17 protein-coding genes are annotated in these 21,102 nt (G+C 40.7%); 12 read left to right on the forward strand and 5 right to left on the reverse strand.

The features are described from left to right. Positions 1 to 12: 12 nt before the first annotated feature. From JCM16456_RS17445 to JCM16456_RS17470, 6 genes are all read left to right on the forward strand, one after another. Positions 13 to 1,311 carry a hypothetical protein gene (locus JCM16456_RS17445; RefSeq protein ID WP_156430588.1) on the forward strand — a complete coding sequence of 433 codons (1,299 nt, stop codon included), beginning with the start codon at positions 13 to 15 and terminating at the stop codon, positions 1,309 to 1,311. Positions 1,312 to 1,328: 17 nt separating this feature from the next. Further along, complete coding sequence (locus JCM16456_RS17450) at positions 1,329 to 2,564, forward strand: family 1 glycosylhydrolase (RefSeq protein WP_068716896.1); 1,236 nt, start codon at positions 1,329 to 1,331, stop codon at positions 2,562 to 2,564. Positions 2,565 to 2,738: 174 nt separating this feature from the next. Then, positions 2,739 to 3,800 carry a helix-turn-helix domain-containing protein gene (locus tag JCM16456_RS17455; protein ID WP_068716898.1) on the forward strand — a complete coding sequence of 354 codons (1,062 nt, stop codon included), beginning with the start codon at positions 2,739 to 2,741 and terminating at the stop codon, positions 3,798 to 3,800. Between the two features lie 172 nt (positions 3,801 to 3,972). Continuing rightward, positions 3,973 to 5,328 (forward strand): MFS transporter, encoded by a 1,356-nt coding sequence (locus tag JCM16456_RS17460; protein WP_068716900.1) that lies wholly within the window; start codon positions 3,973 to 3,975, stop codon positions 5,326 to 5,328. 13 nt (positions 5,329 to 5,341) lie between these two features. Continuing rightward, positions 5,342 to 8,182, forward strand: a complete 2,841-nt coding sequence (locus JCM16456_RS17465) for an alpha-L-rhamnosidase (RefSeq protein WP_068716902.1) — start codon at positions 5,342 to 5,344, stop codon at positions 8,180 to 8,182. Between the two features lie 15 nt (positions 8,183 to 8,197). Then, positions 8,198 to 8,599, forward strand: coding sequence for an ATP-binding protein (locus JCM16456_RS17470; RefSeq protein ID WP_068716904.1), 402 nt, complete (start codon positions 8,198 to 8,200; stop codon positions 8,597 to 8,599). Between the two features lie 80 nt (positions 8,600 to 8,679). Here JCM16456_RS17470 and JCM16456_RS17475 read toward each other — a convergent pair whose 3' ends face one another. Both JCM16456_RS17475 and JCM16456_RS17480 read right to left on the reverse strand, forming a co-directional pair. Beyond that, positions 8,680 to 9,624 (reverse strand): nucleoside hydrolase, encoded by a 945-nt coding sequence (locus JCM16456_RS17475; RefSeq protein ID WP_068716906.1) that lies wholly within the window; start codon positions 9,622 to 9,624, stop codon positions 8,680 to 8,682. A 234-nt stretch (positions 9,625 to 9,858) separates the two neighbouring features. Beyond that, the gene (locus JCM16456_RS17480) at positions 9,859 to 10,344 is read right to left on the reverse strand and encodes a peptide-methionine (S)-S-oxide reductase (RefSeq protein WP_068719019.1); all 486 of its coding nucleotides are present in this window, start codon (positions 10,342 to 10,344) and stop codon (positions 9,859 to 9,861) included. Between the two features lie 251 nt (positions 10,345 to 10,595). Here JCM16456_RS17480 and JCM16456_RS17485 point away from each other — a divergent pair, with 251 nt between their 5' ends. Both JCM16456_RS17485 and JCM16456_RS17490 read left to right on the forward strand, forming a co-directional pair. Further along, a complete protein-coding gene (locus JCM16456_RS17485) occupies positions 10,596 to 12,965 on the forward strand; it encodes a glycyl radical protein (protein WP_068716908.1) in 2,370 nt (789 codons plus the stop codon). Next, complete coding sequence (locus JCM16456_RS17490) at positions 12,965 to 13,876, forward strand: glycyl-radical enzyme activating protein (protein WP_068716910.1); 912 nt, start codon at positions 12,965 to 12,967, stop codon at positions 13,874 to 13,876. The genes JCM16456_RS17485 and JCM16456_RS17490 overlap by 1 nt, the downstream gene beginning before the upstream one ends. On the opposite strand, the gene JCM16456_RS17495 is transcribed toward JCM16456_RS17490, so the two are convergent. After that, positions 13,873 to 14,745, reverse strand: coding sequence for a LysR family transcriptional regulator (locus JCM16456_RS17495; protein WP_068716912.1), 873 nt, complete (start codon positions 14,743 to 14,745; stop codon positions 13,873 to 13,875). The genes JCM16456_RS17490 and JCM16456_RS17495 overlap by 4 nt on opposite strands. A gap of 99 nt (positions 14,746 to 14,844) precedes the next feature. Between JCM16456_RS17495 and JCM16456_RS17500 the strand changes: the two genes are divergently transcribed. Further along, positions 14,845 to 15,468 carry a LysE family translocator gene (locus JCM16456_RS17500; RefSeq protein ID WP_068716913.1) on the forward strand — a complete coding sequence of 208 codons (624 nt, stop codon included), beginning with the start codon at positions 14,845 to 14,847 and terminating at the stop codon, positions 15,466 to 15,468. Between the two features lie 67 nt (positions 15,469 to 15,535). On the opposite strand, the gene JCM16456_RS17505 is transcribed toward JCM16456_RS17500, so the two are convergent. Then, positions 15,536 to 16,627 carry a hypothetical protein gene (locus JCM16456_RS17505; RefSeq protein ID WP_068716915.1) on the reverse strand — a complete coding sequence of 364 codons (1,092 nt, stop codon included), beginning with the start codon at positions 16,625 to 16,627 and terminating at the stop codon, positions 15,536 to 15,538. 341 nt (positions 16,628 to 16,968) lie between these two features. Here JCM16456_RS17505 and JCM16456_RS17510 point away from each other — a divergent pair, with 341 nt between their 5' ends. The 3 genes from JCM16456_RS17510 (at position 16,969) to JCM16456_RS17520 (ending at position 20,546) form a co-directional block, all read left to right on the forward strand. After that, entirely contained in the window at positions 16,969 to 17,316 is a 348-nt protein-coding gene (locus JCM16456_RS17510; RefSeq protein ID WP_068716918.1) for a hypothetical protein, read from the forward strand. A gap of 214 nt (positions 17,317 to 17,530) precedes the next feature. Continuing rightward, entirely contained in the window at positions 17,531 to 19,393 is a 1,863-nt protein-coding gene (locus tag JCM16456_RS17515) for a sensor domain-containing diguanylate cyclase (RefSeq protein WP_068716920.1), read from the forward strand. A 226-nt stretch (positions 19,394 to 19,619) separates the two neighbouring features. Beyond that, positions 19,620 to 20,546: a DMT family transporter gene (locus JCM16456_RS17520; RefSeq protein ID WP_068716922.1), complete on the forward strand. Its 927-nt coding sequence runs from the start codon at positions 19,620 to 19,622 to the stop codon at positions 20,544 to 20,546. Here the strand turns inward: JCM16456_RS17520 and JCM16456_RS17525 are convergent. Continuing rightward, positions 20,518 to 21,096, reverse strand: coding sequence for a TetR/AcrR family transcriptional regulator (locus JCM16456_RS17525; protein ID WP_068716924.1), 579 nt, complete (start codon positions 21,094 to 21,096; stop codon positions 20,518 to 20,520). The genes JCM16456_RS17520 and JCM16456_RS17525 overlap by 29 nt on opposite strands. Between the last annotated feature and the right edge of the window lie 6 nt (positions 21,097 to 21,102).

Genomic DNA, 21,102 nt, shown 5'->3' on the forward strand with positions numbered 1-21,102 from the left:
AAAAGGTCTAATATGAAAAGAGCATTACTATTGCTTGCTGCGTGCCCTACACTCGCACATGCAAATTTTGATAGATTTATAGACGATTCAAAGATCACTACTACGTTTCGAATGGATTACATCGATCTTCACTCTGATGGCTTTGGTACAGAAGCATCTGGTTTCCCTGACTATGATATGGGAACCTGGGCGCAATCAGCTAAAGTAAGCTATCAGTCGGGCTACTTCAGTGAGCATTTTGGCATTGATGTTGAGGCCTATGCTGTAGATCCAATTGGTAATCAAGGTGAAGGATTTGCTACACGTGAAATTGTTCGGGCCAATAATGATGGAGATCCGGTTGGGTTTGTTAAACTACCTCAGTATTATTTAAAGCAGAAATTTTCAATAGGAGACACTTCAATTGAATTATTTCAAGGGCGCCGCGTTCTATTTGAATATGGTGGTACGAGCGTTGAAAATAATGCTGCTATGAGTTCTTATAACAGTCTTTCTTCAGAAATTAAAAATGACAATTGGTTTGTCAAATTGGCATATATTAAAGAGTATTCGGATAGTGATGAAATTGATAACGCCAAACTTACAACGGCTGAGGGAGATACAATAGATTATATCCTTACAGCTGATTTTAATTACACCAAAGGTAACAATGAATATCGCTATTATATAACTGAAAGTGAAGGTTATATGATCAAGCATCAAGTTCGATTGGCTAGAAAATTTGGCCCCAATTCTTACTTGCCTCCGAGCAAGATCACCGCTACAGCGACTTACGAGAAAGGCTATTCAAATTATAAAAACATGACGGCTAATAGTCGATATTTTGATGATTACGCCGCAATTTATGAAATTGGAGCTGAGTTTTTTCTTGATAAAGGGTATATGAAATTTGCCTATAACTATTCAGATTCCGATAAAGAAGAGGGATTAGGAAAATTTTCGCTGAATATGGCGAATAATGTACAAGGTAGCCAAGATTCTTTGACCAGTGGTAATGCATGGGATTATGCTAATAACAAAGAGCATGCGTTTATGATTGCCTATTTCAAAGATATCGGAGAGGATTTTACATTAGGAGTGGATGCGAGAGGCGGATTCTTCAAATACCAAGGAGACACTATAACTGAAGGAGAAGTATCTCTAGTATCACTTTGGCATCCGAAGAAAATGCCAAATCTATCCGTTTCTTTTGTCGTTGCGCGAGACCAATCTTTTAAACGTGACTATTTTAATACTCCTTATATGGTTGACGGCAAATTCAAAAGAAGTAATGGGCACGCTTATGTTTCAACTATTAAATATTCATTCTAAATGAGGGAGATACGATAATGCAGTTGCCTACAATTAGTTTACCCTTTCTTTGGGGGGCTGCGAGCGCGGGGCACCAGATTGAGGGGAATAATATCAATTCTGATATTTGGTTGATGGAGAATTTATCAACTACCGTTTTCAAAGAGCCATCAGGGGATGCCTGTAACAGCTTTGAACTCTGGGAACACGATTTGGACATCGCAAAAGAGATTGGACTAAATTGCTATCGGTTTTCATTGGAATGGGCAAGAATTGAGCCGACAGCAGGTACGTTTTCTAAGGCGATGATCGATCACTATCTGCGCATCGTTAAAGGTTGCGTTGATCGGGGACTAGAACCGATAGTCACAATAAATCATTTTTCAAACCCTGTTTGGTTTGCCGCGTTGGGTGGATGGACTAACCCTCAAGCTCCGGAGATATTTACAAGATATTGTGATGAAATAGGTAAGTATTTTGCTGACAAACTCTCCTATGTTTTGACGTTCAATGAGCCAAATATTCTGCGTACGCTCAACGTACTGGGTATGCCAGAACAGGTTTGGAATTTACAGAGTGAAATGCTCGAATTGGCCGCAAAAACAATGCATTGTAAGAAGTTCTCAGGGCTTAATGCATGCTTAAGATCTGATTTTGATACCATTCAGGAAAATTTGATCATTGGTCATCGACTGGCAAGAAACGTGCTAAAACAATACAACTCTGATCTGCAAGTCGGCTTTTCTCTTGCCTTGTTAGACGATTGCGCTTTGGGTGGTGATAGCGTACGAGATGCAAAACGTGAGGACAATTACGGCGGGTGGTTACGGGCCGCGTCTGAGGCAGATTTTGTTGGTGTGCAAAACTATGAGCGTGTGGTTTGGAATAGTGAGGGAGTGGCGCCAATTCCAGACGATGCCACAACAAACAAAATGGGAAGTTGGATTGATCCCACGTCTTTGGCCAATTGTGTCAAGTACATCAATAACGTAACAGGTAAACCGGTAATGGTCACGGAACATGGCATTGCAACAGATGATGATGGATTGAGATGCTGGTTTATTGAGTCGTCCTTAAAAGAGTTGGATATTCTCAGAACTCAGGGTATGCCATTATTAGGCTACATACACTGGACGCTCATCGATAACTATGAGTGGGTTCATGGCTATGACATTCATTTTGGTTTATGTGAAGTTGATCGTTCAACATTTAAGCGTACATATAAGCCGAGCGCCTATAAATACAAGAGTTTGATTGAAAGTCGCAGTCAATAGTGTATTAGTATGGCTGATATACTATTTGGAATTATAAAAATAAGAAATGATGGTTATTATTTAACCATCATTTTTCTCGTGTAATAGTAAGTCATTTTTGGGATGCGTATCACTAACAATTGATAGGCTTTATCAGTATATTGCTAGCTGGATGTAAGAGCTAGGCTAGCTAATATGGAAGATATAAATAAAAAATCTGTCTGCGCATCGTTAACTAATCAAATAATAAATAATTTATTAGAGATGGGTTACTCGTGGAAAGAAATTACAAAAACATCAGGAGTTTACCCAGAAGAAATAACTCAACCCAGTACTCGGATACCAGCTACTAAGCATTACCATTTGCTTAAAATGCTAGATGAAGGTGGCGGGGAAGGTTGGTTTTTAAAAAGAAAGAACTTTCGAGAAGAGTTCTTTTTTAATAGACAAAATATATCTTATCTATTTTCAGACCACGCGCCACATTTTGCGTTACTGTGTTTGAATTCTAGTTCGCTGAAAAATGCATTGGATAATTATATTCAATATCGTTCAATAATTGGTAATGTAGATACTATTGAAATAAGATATGCGGGAAACAAGGTTGAGATAGAATATTTTTATGAGTTTTCTGAATTGGATTACCAGTTCGTATCGATGATCAATTTCATTTTTATCTCCTTTTTAGTTAGTCACTACTTAGGCGAGAAAATAACATTCAAAGTACAGAGTAAAAGCCAAAGCAATAATATATTCCTCAATATTTTTAACTATTGGGATTGTGATGTTGAGTGGGAGTCATCCAGAAATATCATCTCATTTAGTACCGATAATCTGAATACTTATTACGCAAAATTTAATGATGCTATTTTTTTTATTTTGAAAAAAATAGTCGATTCAGAATACTCAGACCTTATCAATGTAGACAATGCAAAGAAAATACTTGAAACATCGATAAGGGAAATGATTAATAGCTGTGACTTCGATTTTAAAAGCAGCAAAGCATTAAATGAAATTTGTTTAAGATTAAATATCAGTAAAACGACATTGTCTCGTAGATTAAAAAGTTTAGATACATCATATAAAATTATAGAAAAGCAAGTAAAATTAGAAGAAGCGATAAAAATGCTAAATAATTCCGATCTTAGCATCGGAGATATATCTTATAAACTGGGCTTTGCAAGCCAGAGTGCTTTTAATAAATTTTTTAGCGATGCGACAAAGTCGACACCATTAAAATTTCGAAGAACAAATTAATTCCCAAAGGAAGATTTTTACGTAAATCTCATTGTGATTCTAATCACACTATATACCTATAGTTAACATTAATAAAAATGTGGCAAAAAATAGGAAAAAATAAAAACCAATATTGATAAATTTAAGTGGTCTGAAATTCAGCAATTGAATTTGTTAAAGAAGGTCACATATTATGAAAAAAACACCTTATAAACGCCTTGTACCTGCAGCAATGATTGGTGTCGGAACCTCTGTCGCACCACTTGTACTACTCATGTTTGGAATTATTCAATTTAATATCATTCGTCTTGTCGGCGAAAGTGAAGTTACAGCTATGTTTGGCATTTGTGCTGGCATTTCCAGTTTTGCTCTAGTTGTGTTGAGTCCACTAGGTGGATTTATTGCTGACCGTACGTATGTAAAATTTGGTCGCCGTCGCTTTTGGATTCTACTAGGAAGTTTAGGTGGCTGTATTTGCATGTATTTTTTTGCTAATGCAACGTCAATCTTCATGCTGGCGTGTACGTGGATATTCGCTCAGTTCTTTTATGGGATGGTCACTAACTCAAGCTATTCAATCGTGCCAGAACAAGTCGATCAGGAAAAATTCGGTCGAGTTTCTGGTTTTATTGGGGCATCTGCTCCAGCGTTTGTTATGCTCGGTAGTATGATTGTAATGGGGTATTTTTCGGCCGTTTCTGTGCAAGATAAGATATTGATGATCGCTTTCGGACAGCTAGTTGGGGGGCTAATAGCAACATTATTAATTATTGAACCAGCCAGTGTTAAGCCTGAAGTGGAAGTTTCCAATAAAGATGAAGTAAAGGGAAAAAATTACTTTTATCCGAGTTTTAAATTGTACCCTGAGTATACATGGGCACTCCTAACTAAGCTGCTTATCAACTTTACTAATGCCGGGTTGTCAATGACAACGCTGTTTTATATTGCTCGATTTGCTATGGACGAAAAGAGCATTTTTGAATTGAATGCGTTTACCTCTATGGGGATAGCGTTAATGGTGGGTTCCGGGTTATTAGGTGGATTTTTATCCGATAAGGTTCGTAAACAAAAACCGTTCGTTATTATGGCTGCAATGATTACAGGCGTTTGCATGATTGCCTTTGCCTTTTCCCATAATATAACACTAGTGATTATTTCAAATTTTATATTCAATTTGGGATTTGGAATGTATAACGCAGTAGATAACGCGTTGGTAAATAGAATATTACCTTCTAAAGATAATTATACTAAAGACATTTCCATAATGAATGTTACTACTCAACTAGCATCTTCGTTAGTGACTTTTGTTGCCCCAGTTATTATCGCGTTTGGTGCTGCAACATTTGGCGATGATGGGTATACCTTTTTCTTTTTGCTTCTTGCTGGCTTTTCAATTCTTTCTGCTGTTGTCGTCTTCCCCATTCCTGAAGTTGGTAAACCGTTGAAAAAAGATTTGATGGCTTCGTTAGAAAGCGGCGCTACAGAAGCAATATCTAGTGAATCACCACAACAAACCGATGCCAATTCAATGACAAAAGCACATAGCTAAAGGTTGTAATCTAATGAAAATTAATGAATTAAAGATCAATCATATTGAAAACCCCTTGGGATATGATTTTTCGACAGTCATTGCGACATTTGTGGCTGTGGATGATACGTATAGTGCTTTATCGCAAGAGGTGGCTCGTATAGAAGTTGCTTCTGATGACATGTTCAAATCGTGCATTTTTGACAGCGGTTGGAGTCCTGAAATTTCATCAACTGGTTATGAATTGAATTTATCTCTATCACCACGTACTCGGTATTTTTGGCGAGTATCTGTTGAAGCAAATAATGGTGATATTGCAACCAGTGGCGTGGCATGGTTTGAAACCGGCAAAATGGATGAAGCTTGGCAAGCAAAGTGGATCACATCACACGATGTCGAGATGTTATCGTCACTATTGAGAAAAAACTTCGATCTGGAAGATAAGCCAATAACTGAAGCAAGGCTTTACGTATCTGGTGTAGGGCTATATGAACTGTATTTAAATGCAGAAAAAGTGGGAACGGAATATCTCACCCCAGGATGCACGGTATACGATACTTGGATTCAGTATCAAACCTATGATGTCACCAATGCACTTCAGCAAGGGCATAATGAACTTGATGTTTGTTTGGGTAACGGATGGTACAAAGGACGATTTGGTTTTAATCATGGTGGAATGGAAAACCACTATGGACAAACTAACGAGATGATTTGCGAACTGGTGGTCACCTACCAAGACGGGTCTCATACGATTATTGGTAGCGATCAAACCTGGCAATCATCTAAGAGTCGGGTGCAAAAAAATGGTATCTATGATGGTGAGCATATTGATGCCCGCATAACGTATGATTTTCATTCGGCACTGTTAACCGATCAATCGCTCCACTCCCGCTTAGCCCCAAGATTGGGATTACCTATCATCATTCATGATCGTATTGCTCCTGTTAATACGATTTATTTAGAAAACGGTGATGTTATCCTTGATTTTGGTGCAAATATTGTTGGTTGGATAGAATTTGATAGCCATCTAAAGCAGGGTGAGTCTATTACATTACATTACTCAGAAGTAATGCAGGAGGGGGATATCTATACAGAAAATCTCCGTACTGCGGAGGCGACATTCTCGTATATTTCCAATGGAGAAGACTCGCATGTAAGACCACATTTTACCTATTTTGGTTTTCGTTATGTAAAATTGATTGGTAATGTTGATTCTATTTCTGATATTGAAGCCTGTTTCGTTTACTCAAAAATTGATCAGATATCATATTTAAAAACGGGATTACCTATTGTAAATCGTTTTATCGACAATGTATTACGCAGCCATAAAGATAATTTTTTAGATATTCCAACCGACTGTCCTCAACGAGACGAACGCATGGGGTGGACTGGTGATTTACAAGTTTTTTCATCCCCAGCCTGTATGAATATGGATGTGTATGCATTTTTGGTGAAATATCTGAAGGATTTGGCCATTGAACAAAAGAAATTAAATGGTGCAGTGCCATTTGTAGTTCCTATGTTCGATGTCAAAGAAGGCGGGAGCTGTGCTTGGGGTGATGCGGCGACAGTAGTTCCGTGGAATATGTGGCTACATTACGGTGATAATTCCGTTTTAAAACGTCAATATACCAGTATGAAAAACTGGGTTAATTATATTTATCATGAGGTGTCTAAGCAGACAAGTAACCATATTCTATGGGACAGTGGGTTTCACTTCGGTGATTGGTTAGCGCTTGATAATGAGCCTCATATTAAAACCTTTAAAGGTAAGACAGAAGACAAGTTTGTCGCCTCCATCTATTATTATTACTCTGCGCTAATTGTTGGGAAAATCGCTAAAATATTGGGCTTTCTAGAAGACTCTGAACGCTTTTTAAATATTGCTGAACAAGTTATAAATGAGTTAAGAAATGAGTACATTACGCATAACGGTAAGCTGGCTTTAGATACGCAAACGGCGTATATATTGGCCATACTATTTGACGTTTACCCCCAAGAGAGTTTACCTAGAGCTGCGAAAGACCTCTATGCAAAATTGTCTCGGGATCAGTTTAAAATAACGTCTGGTTTCGTTGGCACTCCATACTTTTGTCGAGCTTTAATGAAAGTAGGATTGAACGATGTTGCCTATCGTATGTTTCTTAGCGAAGAAAAACCAAGTTGGTTATACGCGGTAAAACAAGGAGCGACGACCATTTGGGAGCGCTGGGACTCAATGGATGAGCAAGGCAAGATGAATCCCGATAATAGTATGAATTCATTGAACCATTATGCATTTGGATCTGTGATTGACTGGCTCTATAAAGATGTATGTGGATTAGCACCGAGTGAAATGTCACCAGGGTTCAAATTGGCTTTCCTATCGCCTAAGCCCAATTACCGTTTGCGCCATGTTGATTTGGTGTCAAGAACTTCAGCTGGTATCTATCGAGTTTATTGGGAAGTTGAGCAAACAACCGGAGATTTGCTGTTTGAATTAGAAATCCCATTTGATGCTCGTGCGCATGTAGTGTTACCTGATATCTCAGATTTTGCGGAGATCAATTATCATGGTCGACACCCTAAAACGATTGAGCAAAGCAATGATGACTTGGTAATGATATTGGAATCCGGTAAATACAGTTTAAGTTATAAACCGAATAAAGAATACATACCAAGATACAATATTGATATGCCATTGAGAGAACTTTTAAATAATGAAAAAACGAAATCAGTTTTGAATAAGTTTGTTCCAGGATTAATATCATTGCCATTCATTTCTATGGTTGAAAATGAAACATTAATTGAATTGTCTGAAAAGCCGTTTTTCAATTACGATAATGATGTGTTAAATGATATTGAGAAAGAAATTTCTTGCCATGTGGTATGTTAGATTGTAGAGGTGAACATGAAGTGTTTATATATTATTCGTGGGCCATTTGGAACCGGGAAAACAGAGTTTGCTCGTACGCTATGCGATAATGTGGTTTCTTGCTGGGATTACTACGCACAGTATGGGGAAAATAAATGGAATGAAAAGTTAAAACCACATGCCGACGAATACTGCCGTACTCGCACTAAGAGATTAATTGAAGATGGGATAAATAAGATTGTTGTAACCAACTCATTTTCGAAAAATGAAGATCTTGATGAATACTATGAAATGGCTAAACAATATGAATACAAAGTATTTTGTATGATCATGGATAATAGAAATATTGAGGAATATAAAAGAGATGTTCCGAAAGATATAGTTGAACAACAAGTAATGCAACTGAAAAATAGTCTGCGCTTTTATCCTATATTATAGATATTAGGTTTTTCGGTTTGGCGCAATATGTATAGATTATCGGCGGCGTCTATTCATATTGCGCATTTTATTTGCGTGATTTATAACCCATAATGATATTTAATTTTACAGAATAGGTCTTCAAGTATTACACGACTATCAATACTATGATGAACACGAATCATCCTATTGTTAATCAGGTCGCCATACGTACCGTCTTTATTAATCGTACGAGCGTTGATTATTTCACTATTTTTTAATTGAGGGGTTATTAAGACTCCAACGGCTGGGTTATCTCCTAATGACCAACCTTCACCAGAGCGAATCAACATGGTTTTCGCGGCATGGCTGTAATTTTTGGCAAAAGGCATATCGTCAAAATTCAATTTGCACTCTATTTCGTTAACTCTTAATAAATTATTAAACAAGTAATCACCAATTTCTCCATGGGATTTTACGCGTTCAAATAGTTCATAAAAGCTTACTTCCATCATTGTGTAAGCAGATAGAGGTATTTGCCATAACTCGGTTGTGGAATGGAGTACAACGTTGGCCGCATTGATATCATTAGCAAGATTAAAATCTAGATGCCCATTTGGGTATGGGCCACCACCAATCCAGATGGCAAGCAGTCTATCTTGTATTTCTGGGTTGATCAGAATGGCTGATGCTAGGTTTGTAATTGCGCCAATATTTAGAACAAACAAAGGCCTATGATCTTGTTTTAGTGACTCTGCAACTATGCAGTGAACACCTTCTGAATCAATACCATTCTGTGTGTCATTTAAAGCTTGTTCAGCGCCGCGATACACTGGAATTGTTCCATCTAACCCCATGATTTTTAATATTTTGATTATTTCATCATAACTCGCATTCATGCTGTCTGGTTGACCGTAATGCTCCGCTATAATGCCGACAACATCAAATTTGGGTGTTAATAGTGCGTGGACGATAGCAAATTGGTCATCTCCCTCTGCGTTAGCATCGGTATCAATAATTACTCTTATTTTCTTGTTTTCAGGTACTTGATATACGTGTTTTTTCATTTTTAACTCATCTTCAACTTGCGATTAATCAAATGTAAATCACTATTACACACTGAGATTGAGTTGTGATTTTTCGAAATTAGGTCAGAAATTTATGATTTTTATCTTTTTGTTCCAAGTGTGATTGGTCCTACATCAATTGGAGAATGCACCTGGTATTTATCGCGTCGTTAGATAAATGTCTATTTATGCTTAAATTTAGTGTGCCGAGATAATATTGGTATGCTGGTATATTCAAGCTTTGGCTTTATAACGATGCAAAATATCCCATGGAATATGGCATAAGTGATGATCTTCAGGGTGATGCGTCAAGTGGTGCTGATGCTCATCATCGCTCGGTACAAAGTTAGTCAGTGGCAGTACTTCTACTGCGATTTTCGCCGCATCATCTCTTGCGGCGATGTACTGTTTGGCAATGGTTAAATGGTTAGGATTAGTGCTGTAAATGCCCGTGCGATATTTTAAGCCAATATCAACGCCTTGCTGATTAATGCTATAAGGATCAATGATCTCAAAAAGATGGTCGATGAGCGTCGCCACGCTGATTTGTTGCGGGTCAAACTCAATACGCACGCACTCGGCATAGCCATCATAGTCACTTTGTGTTGAATGCGTGGTGCCGTTAGCGCGCCCAGCCTCGGTACTGATTACCCCTGGTACGTATTTGATGAATTCTTGGACGCCCCACAGGCAACCGCCGGCTAATACAATCTCTTCCACGTATTTTCTCTTGAAGTTCAAAATCATTGATACGCCACCTTAGCAGCCTTAACTGGCGAAAGGTAGCTTATCGTGAACAATGATTCTGATTGTGACCAGTTAGGTTATCAACTTGTTCAATTATTTCGGCGCTTTATTGAGCTAGAACAAAATTTGACCTTTTTCATTCGTGTTAGATTAAATTTTGTTGTGCGTTATAGCATACAAGGAACATGAACCCCAAAAGGGGTAGGGAACAAGGAGCTGTTGCCATGTCAGTGAATGAAAGAATCGAACGATTAAGACAAAACTATGTTAATTCAAAACCTTCCATTTGTTACGAGCGTGCTCGTATTTACACCGAGTCACATAAGCGTACGGAAGGTCAGCCAGTAATAGTACGTCGCGCACAGGCGTTTTATGATTTTTGCGATCAATTTGATATTCAAATTTTTGCCGATGAATTGGTGGTAGGAACGGCAGGTAAATTTCGTCGTACAGGTATTTTAACGCCGGAGTTTTCTTGGCAATGGGTCGATAAGGAGATGGACAACTTTGATAAACGTCCACAAGACCCTTATCAAATGACTGACGAGCAACGTGATTTTGTTCGTACTCATGTTTTCCCATATTGGAAAGGACAATCCTTAGAAGAGCACTTTTTGGCGGCATTACCTGTTCGAACTGCTCAAATTGCCGTGGATACTGGCGTGGTCGATAACGACTCTAAATGGCGTCAGGCGGTGGGGGAAATTACACCGGATTATCAAGATGTGTTGTTTAAATACGGCTTTAAAGGCGTGATTGAAAAGCTGGAAGCTAAGATGGCGAGTTTGGATTATGCCAACAGTGCGGATATTGAAAAAATTCAGTTTTGCCAAGCGAGCATTTTAACCTCGCAAGGGATTATTCGTTTTGCGCAGCGCTATGCCGCATTAGCTGAAAGGTTGGCGCAGCAAGAAGCCGATCCGGCTCGACAAACAGAGTTACACAAGATTGCTAAAGTGTGTGTCCGCGTACCTGAGCTGCCACCACAATCTTTTCATGAAGCGATTCAGTTTGTCTGGTTTACCCAACTAGGCGGGATCATTTCTGAAAACCCATTGGCGCTGAATCCTGGTCGATTCGACCAATATATGTATCCGTATTATCAACAAGATATGGAAAATGGCATTATGACCAAAGATGATGCTAGAGAGCTTATTCAAGCGTTATGGCTTAAATTCTCAGAATGGGTGTGGACTATCTCAGCCAATACAGCGGGCTATTTTGCCGGTTATAACCAATTCCAAAACCTCACTGTGGGCGGCAAAAATCGCGATGGTTCCGATGCCACCAACGAACTGACTTACCTGTGCTTAGAAGCGACCGACGCGGTGAAAACTCACCAGCCGGGTTTAAGTGTGCGTATCCATTCCGATTGTCCGCCTGAATTTATGCAAGCTGTGACCGATTTGGTCAGTACCGGCACTGGATTCCCCGCGATTCATAATGACCAAGCGGGAACGCAAATGCTGCTGCAAGCGGGTTATGATGCGGAAGATGCTCGAGATTGGAGCAACTGTGGCTGTGTTGTTCCGCATTTTCGCAAAACAGGTCAATGGACGTCTGCGGTGAATGTGAACTTTGCAGCGGCGATGGAATACGCACTCAATAATGGTAAAAGCCGCTTAACTGGCGAGCAGTTGGGTGACGATGTGGTCAGTGAGTTTGCCAGCTACCAAGCGGTGGAAGATGGCACGTTGTCACAAATCGGCCATCTGATTCGTCACTCCGTGATTTCCACACTGGTAGCTCAGCGTCTGCATGAAGAGATGGTGCCACGTCCGTTCTTATCCGCTTGTATTGAAGATTGTATTGAAACCGCAACTGACCTTTCCAAAGGCGGTGCGAAATACAATATTGGACCTGTGTTAACTGGGATTGGTTTGGCGATTGTTGCTAACTCATTAGCTGTGATTAAGAAGCTGGTATTTGAAGATAAAGTCACCACGATGGTAGAGCTTAATGAAGCGTTAGATTCTAACTGGGAAGGCTTTGAAGCACTAAGAGCCAAAGCGTTGGATGTGCCAAAATACGGCAACGATGACGATTATGTGGATGGTATCGCACGCACTATTGCTAACTATTACTATCGTACCACCCGCGAATATCACGATATTTTGGGCTCGCGTTTTAACAGTGCCTTTATGGGGATTTCTAACTACATTCCAACCGGTCGAGTGGTGGGGGCAACTCCCTGTGGACGTTTGGCTCGTCAACCGATCACCGAAGGGGTTTCGCCATTTGCTGGCAGTGATGTGTGCAGCCCACTGGCCGCCATGCGCTCAAGTGCGAAGATGAACCACGATGTTCACACTGGTGGCACCTTGCTCAACTTACGTTTAAGCGAAGATGTGGTAAAAACAGCGAAAGGCCGCCGCGATTTAGGCAATATCATCCGTGCTTATTTCGCTTTAGGTGCTTTCCATGTGCAGTTCAATACGCTTTCTACTGAAACATTGCGTAAAGCGCAAAAAGACCCGGATCAATATCGCGACCTGTTGGTACGCGTGGCTGGGTACAGTACGCAGTTTGTGAACTTGTCACCTGAGATGCAAGAAGCGATTATTGCCCGTTCTGCACACGAAAGTTGTTGTTAATGAATGTGGACAACACAGCACCAGCCACACAAGGAATCGTCCTGCAGATGCAGGATTATTCCATCCATGATGGTGACGGTGTGCGTACCACTGTTTTCTTGGCGGGTTGCGCACTGCGTTGTCAGTGGTGTGCTAACCCGGAAACATGGACAGCTAAGCCTAAGCTGGCGTATTACGCACACAAATGCAAAGGCTGCCAAACCTGCGTTGGGCAATGTCCGCAACAGCTTGATCCCCGAGCGGTCACTCAGGTAACCAAAGCCTGTGATCACTGCGGCTTGTGTGTCAAAGCCTGCCCCTCAAAGGCACTTTCACTGGCATGTACACCTGCGTCGGTCGATGAGGTGGTGGCGAAAATCAAACGGGATGAACTCTTCTTTCGCTATACCGATGGCGGTGTGACGTTTTCGGGCGGCGAACCCTTTATGCAGCCCGATTTTATCCGTGCTGTTATTGAAAAGTGCGAACCATTAGGCATCAGTTTCTGGGCAGAGACCTGCGGCCATTTTAATTGGCGCAGCGCCGCTGATCTGTTTCCTCATTTTGAACATCTCTTCTTTGATCTCAAGGTAATGGATTCCGCCAAACATAAAGCGGTCACGGGGCTTGGCAACGAGCAAATCTTAAAGAACGTCAAACGTATTTACGCTCTCGGCGTGCCCATGACGATCCGTATTCCGTTTATCCCCGAAGTGAACGGTGATGAAGCCAACCTGCGTGCCACCGCGGAATTTATGCAGCAAAATTTAGCAGGGTGCGCCATCGAACTCTTGCCTTATCACGAACTCGGCAAAGCCAAATATACCGCTTTCAAAATGCTCGATGAGTTTCATTCTTACACCGTACCAAGCAGTGCAATGCTGGAATGGGCATATGGGATTTTTAGCTCCTATGGCATCAGCGTACGCTAATCTTCAATAGGGGTTGGTTTTAGTTGGGCTAACTCGAGCTGTAACCAATTCGCAAATGCTTGTTCATGTTGGTTCCAACTATCATGTTGACTTATCAACACATAATTATGTCCAGATTCGATAAAACCAAACGGGGCAATTAGGCGGCCACGTTTTATATCGTCGACCACCAAGGGATAGGATCCCATCGCGATTCCCAATCCGTCTGACGCAGCTTGCAAACAAAAATAAAAGTGCTCAAACGATTTTTCATTAGGTTTGGACCGGTGAGTTTTGGTCGCGGCGAGCCAATCAGACCAAGCGGTTGGACGAGTATTAGAATGAAGCAGAGTACAGCTTTCTAGAGTGTCTTTTATTTTGCTCCAATACTCTGGTGAGGTGACAGGGCCAACATACTCAGTGGTTAAAAGATGAGGCACGTAATCAGGGTTAAGCTCGAAGTCATCACGACGAATTGCCAGTGATATTCCATCTTTACTCAGTGTGACAGGACCACCTGCGGTGGAAAGGCGCACATCAATACCAGTTTGTTGATAAAAGCTAGCCAGTCTTGGCATAAGCCAGCGCATCGTTAACGTTGGTTCACAGGAGACATCTAAATGTACATTATCCTTTTTCGTTAGCGCAGTAACGCCGTTACGCAAAGCGCCAAAGGCTTTATCGGTATATTGCTTAAGTAACTGACCTTCTGTTGTAAGCAACATGTTCCGGCCTTTTTTATAAAACAGCGTTTGCGAGAGGTGCTGCTCTAGCAGTTTGATCTGCTTACTCACCGCCCCATGGGTGATGTGCAATTTCTCTGCAGCTTCACTATACGTCAGAGATTCAGCGGTAATGTGAAATACATAAAAGGCTTTTAAATGTCTCATCCGTGAATTTTTCTCACAGTTAGTGTCCGTTCTTTTCGATTATAACTCACTAAAAAATAGATACAATTTATCCAATGATTCTTGAAGGACAGTGAAAAAATGGAATGGTTTAGTTTTATGATTTTCGGGCTATTAATTGTGATTAGCCCTGGTGCAGATTTCGTTTTAGTATTCAAAAACAGTGTTCTTTTTGGCCGCAAGGCTGGGGCACTTACAGCCAGCGGCATTGGGATTGGTGTTTGTATCCATGTTACTTATTCAATCGTTGGGATTAGCCAGCTAGTGCTGCACAACGTTTGGTTGTTTTCCATGATCAAGTACGCTGGAGCGGGCTATCTCGTTTATTTAGGTATTAATGGATTACTTCATTCACAGTTTACGTTGCGGCAGCCAGAACCAAACTCTGTGGTGGACAAGCCAGATAGACATTCCAAATATTTGGTGCAAGGGTTCTTTTGCAACTTACTGAATCCTAAAACGATGCTGTTTTTCCTAAGTGTTTTTAGCCAATTAATCTCAATGGATCAGGGCAATCACTCACTTTTTGTGCTTGGGTATGGAGTGTATATTGCGTCATTACATGTGGTTTGGTTCGCTCTGGTAGCTTACATCATGACATCTAAGAGAGCATCGACAGTCATGAACAGATTTGGTCAGCGTATTAATCAATTGTGCGGTATGGGGTTAATCACTTTTGGTGCAGTGCTTTCGACCAATTCTTAATCACAACCAACAAAAAGACACGAACCACGCAGCCAGTGGCTTGTGTCTTTTTTCTAAATAGCTGACGCTACAGTGCGTCTGCGGTTTCAAATAGGTTGTCTTGTGGGTCTTTCGTGCTTCCACCATCGTATTGGACGAGATGATCGGTTGTTGCCATCCACAGTTTGACTTCATCGTTTGTTGTCGCAGCAGAAAGCCCCGCGAGGGTATTATCGGAAACGGTAGGGGTGGAATATGCTATCGACCAAAGGTAGAGCCAAATCGCAGCACTGTGTTTTTGTGACTGCTGTGTTTGATTAAAGAAACTGGTTTTTTCTTCCGCAAACGCTACAGAGTTTTGCAGCTCTTTATTTTCATCGCCAACAAAAATAGAAGAGGTCACAATAGAGGTACGATAAGAATCGATGGCGATATCTGCTGCTTTAAGGCGAGCGACAATTTCCCGCGCTTTTTCGCCAACCCAGGCTCCGTCTAAGTAGCTTTTGGCATAGTTGGAATAAAAGGGGTCGAGCAGAGAAACACGCTGTGGCACTTCATTGTTATTGATCGCACCATTTGCCGCGAGTGTTACTAGCTCATCGGTTAAACGCAGAGCCAATTGGTTACCCAAACTGTGCCCAGCCAGACGAATATCACTGCCTTGATAACCAGACATCGCGTCTTCATAGGCGGCAAGCAGAAGTTCAGTGACGGTTTGGTCTGGTCCATCATGGTAATTGCCGTCACTGTCTAGCCAACGCATCCCTTTATTGCCCTCAGTCGACCAAATTTTTGCTTCCGCATTTTTCACTTCGGATTCGTCGGCGAATTGGTCCCAATACAAAATACCAATATTGTAGCCTTCACTTATCCATAAGTTGGCAAAGTCCATATCTGGCCAACCGTTAGAATCATCTTCATAAAATGTTTGACGTTCTAGATCGACAATATGATCTTTTTGCCAGCCATGAATAAAGATTAATGTAGGTTTACTAGGGTCATAATAGGTGCTGCCATCTTTAGTGTCGGAAGAGGCTTTTTCATATTGGTTATTTGCGCCAAACCAATATAATCCATCGCTTAATTCATCAAAGTCACTTTGCGGGAAAACGTCGGTTCGTGCTTGTACACTAAAGCAGAGTGCAAAGCTCATCATTAATAAAACAATTCTTTTTACCATTCTTCATAATCCTTCAAATAATTAAGTGGTGAGTCTGGCTGCAAATAAATGAAATCTTATGCATATAGAGAGAAGTTTAACCAGTGTTCGTTAAGTGTTATGGAATGGGGATCGCCAGCAAAATACGTCGATAATTCGCTGAGAGATGAGACTTACACTGAGCCATAACCGTAATACTTTTGAAAGCTGGTTAGCCTGATTAGAAAGCGATCACACATTAGTGTAAAGGTGAGTATTGCTTGTTGGCATTGTGACGAAGGTTATGAAGCGAATAATTTAAATTATCTACAGTGAAGTTGGCAATGCGGTTTAGACGTTACACCTGACAAGAGGGCGTAAATATGATTAACCAAACCAATCAAAATCTACAAGTAAGTTATGAAAAAATAGAGGAATATTCAAAACTATTGAGTCGTTCCTCTTTTATTGCTTTTCTGGCAACTTATGCGTACATGGAATTTTTTTTGAACATGCGCAATAGCTTAGTAGACAGTCTACTGTTTGTCATCATGGGTACCATCCTGAATAACTTTTGTTTACTGCCTGCATTTGTCAATTTGCGCACTAAATGGCCACACCTTTCTGTGCTTTGGTCCATTTGTGATATTTCCATTACCGTGGTTGTTACTGCGGCGGTTTATTACTTGTGTTTTTCGGAAGAACTTAGCTTAATTAAATTGCTGATGTAGCCAAGCGGCTAAACAACCACAGCTCACGAAGGAAATAGTAATAGCCTTACTGAAAAATCTCGAAGTTAAGGGGGCGATTTTGCCGATCAACCCCTTAATTTTTATTCATTTTGCGTATATTTTTCGATGAGATAGTGTTCTTGTGCCAAAATTAAGCTAATTCGATTGGGTAATATAAATATCCAGTAAGACTTTTGGCTTGGTGAAGCGATAAATGGTGAAACAATCTGATTATTCAGCAATGTACGATAGAGCCCTTGAGCAATTAAAGCGTTCAACGGTTGATCGTATTCCAGAGCTGAATGCTTTGATAACGCTTACTTCGGAAACATTCCGTTGTCCCATGGTCGTGTTATCGCTCAACGATGACACCCAGAACAAGTCGCCACAATTGTTTATCTCATCCGTTGGTGTAGAAGAGACCTTTATTGATAGTCCAGACTCTTTTTGTCGCTATGTATACTCCAGTCAGTCAATACAAGTGATAGAGGACCCGCAAACGGATCCGCGCTCATGTAATAGTCCTATTATTATTGAAAAAAAGACCCAATTTTGTGCCGGTTGCCCAATCACTCTGGATGATAAAGAAGTGATTGGTTCGTTAAGTATTTTTGACGATAAGCACCGGAAATTTAGTGAGGGCGAAAAAAAACAGCTACAGGCATTTGCCCAAATTGTCGGCGGCTTGCTGCGTTCGAACTTAAATTGGCTACAAGCAAAGTTGGCTTTAGAAGAAGTGGAAGCTGCACGATTATTGTTAGAACGTAAGAGCGCTTTGTTTGATGAGCTTGCAAAAGCCTCAGGAGTTGGTGGGTGGGAATACGACATTGAAAATGATGACTTGGTCTGGACTCAGCAAACTCGTGAAATTGTGGGCGTGGATTCGGACTTTGTTCCCACTATGGAGAGTGGCTTTGCCTATTTTGCGCCAGAAGCGCGACATATTATTGAAGACACTGTGAATAAGGCGCTTGTTAGCGACGGTATTTGGGCGAGTGAATTACCTTTTATTAATGCACAAGGTAAGCACATGTGGGTAAAAACCACCGGTCAGGGGATGTACAAAGATGGCAAACTGTATCGTTTAATCGGTTCGTTCCAAGACGTTTCAGAACGTAAATTGCTCGAACAAAAAATGAGTGAAAATGAACGTTTAATGCAAGCGAAAAACGATGAATTGAGTGCGATTGTTAACCATATTCCTCAGGGGGTTGCAGTGTATGACGTTCGTGGTTTGCTTAAATATTGGAATAGTCAATATATTGATGTGTATAAGAAAAATACATCACAAGTGCGGATGAGGAATTCTTTTCGTGAGTTTTTGCGTACTCGATTTGAGCGTAAAGAAACCACAGAACAACCAGATGATGTACTCGAACAGATGTATGATGCGTTTGATGCTGGTTTGCCATTACGTAAAGTCTATCACTTAAATTCTGGTCAAATTGTGGAGGCTCTGTACAACCAGTTACCTGACCATGGATGGATTTGTACTTCAGAAGACATCACTGAACGAGAAAAAAGTCGTGAGAAAATCCAACATGCCGCTCACCATGACATTCTTACTGGGTTAGCTAATCGAACTCAATTTAATCATTATGTCGAAAAACTTCCTAAGCTTACTCAAGAGGCCGATGAGCACCATATGTTGATGCTGATCGACCTTGATTACTTTAAAGATGTAAATGACCACTACGGTCATGGCGCTGGTGATACGGTATTAAAAAACGTTGCTCTGCGACTAAAAAGCTCCGTGAGGGAAACCGATTTAGTGTGCCGTTTTGGTGGTGATGAATTTGCAATTTTGCTTATCAGTGGTCACAACCTTTATCAGGTTGCACAAGAAATGGCAGAGCGGATTGTCAATTCAATCAGTCAGCCGTTTGATATTGGCGGTAAAGAGGTTCACATCGGGGTCAGCATTGGTGTGAGTTGGATTGATGAAGAGGACAAAGAGTTGAATGAAGCGTTGAAACGAGCTGACCTTGCTCTGTATCAAACCAAAACGCACGGACGCAATGGGTTTAGGTTTTATCAAGACCACATGACAGAGGACAATTCATTTAAGGATGAGTAGGGTGCCACGCATGTGCTTTATATACCACTAAACAATCGTCAATATAATAATAGTCTGTTTTTATAGATATGTTTGATAGTGATACTATCTAGTACAGTTTTCTATATCAACGTGAAGGTATTTTCTCATGTTTTCCTTTACTGGCTATTAATTCATAGTTGATCACAAAACTCATTCGATACTAAGTAGTACAGTTTTGACATTGTCTTACTGATGTTGAATACCGATGCCTTATCTTTTACTTACTCTTGCGGCCATGTTCTGGGGCGGTAATTATGTTGTGGGCCATGTGCTCGTTGCTCATGCCGACCCTATTGTGATGACCCAAGCTCGCTGGTTGCTCACAGCACTCTTGCTCTCTTTGTTCTACTTTCAACAAGTAAAACAGCATTGGCGAGCGATTAAAGGTTCATTGAGTTCTATCTTCTTTCTCGCCATCTTTGGTCAAGTGCTCTTTCCATTGACCTTGTATATTGGGTTACAAACCACATCTTCCCTGAACGCTGCAATTTACATGTCCGCGACACCTGGCGTAGTGCTGTTGATTAACTTCCTGATTTTTCGCGATCATATTACAAGGAATAATGTCATTGGTGTGGTATTGAGCTCCTTTGGTGTGTTATTTCTCATAATGAAAGGGGATATAGGTAATGTGCAGTCACTTACACATCTTAATCATGGTGATGTATGGGCAATGGGGTCGGCTTTAAGTTGGGCGTTTTACTGTTCGTTTTTGCGGATTAAGGATAAAAGCATTTCGAGTAATGCGTTTGTTACCACGAGCTCGCTGATTGGTGCTACCGTGTTAATCCCAATTGTCACTTATTATGTATTAATACACCCACAGGTCGATTTGAGCTCATATGGGCAAATCTCGTTTTGGACAGGGCTAATATATCTTGTTGTATTCCCATCTTGGTTATCCTACGTATTTTGGAATAAGGGAATTGGTGAAATCGGTGCGACGCGAGGAGAAATTTATACTCACATCATACCGTTATCTGGCGGTGTTTTCAGTATCACTTTTCTTGATGTAGCAATTGAAAATTACCACTGGGTGAGCGCGCTTTTGATCGCATTGGGCATTTGGTTATGTTCAAAAAAAAGTAAGCAGTCTAGTGGGGTTAGAGTTGCCCACCCTCAGCATAAATAAGTGCTTTAACGGCTTGCCATGCGGTGGTTATTGGGGGGTATTCTTGCAATTCATGGTTATTAGACGCTTGCGCAATAATAGCACCGTCGATAAGCATTAAAATCGCGGTTGAGATTCGCTCTGCAGCTTCAGGTTTTAATACTGCTCGTAAAATTGCTTGTAGCTCACTAAGCATCTCAGTACGGAAAGCGCTATTCAACTGTTGGATTTTTGGATTGGTATTACCCGTTTCAAATAAGGCACGACTGAACATACAACCATTAAAGGTCTCTTGTTCAAACCACGCCTGATAATACTGAAAGATGCCCCACAGTTGCTCTTTGGCTGTAGGAGATGTTTTGGTTATCGCTTGAATGGCATCAATAAATTGTTGATGCTTTTTCGTTAACACTGCATCAATTAACTTATCCTTATCTTCGAAGTGACGATAAAAGGTCATTTTCGACACCTTTGCTGTTTCACAAATCTTATCAATGCTCGGAGAGTTATAACCATAGGCTGTGAACACCGTTGTGGCTGCATCAATAATTATGTCTGCTTTGGTAGTCAATGTGAG

The organism is Vibrio tritonius, assembly GCF_001547935.1.
GTDB classification, from domain to species: domain Bacteria; phylum Pseudomonadota; class Gammaproteobacteria; order Enterobacterales; family Vibrionaceae; genus Vibrio; species Vibrio tritonius.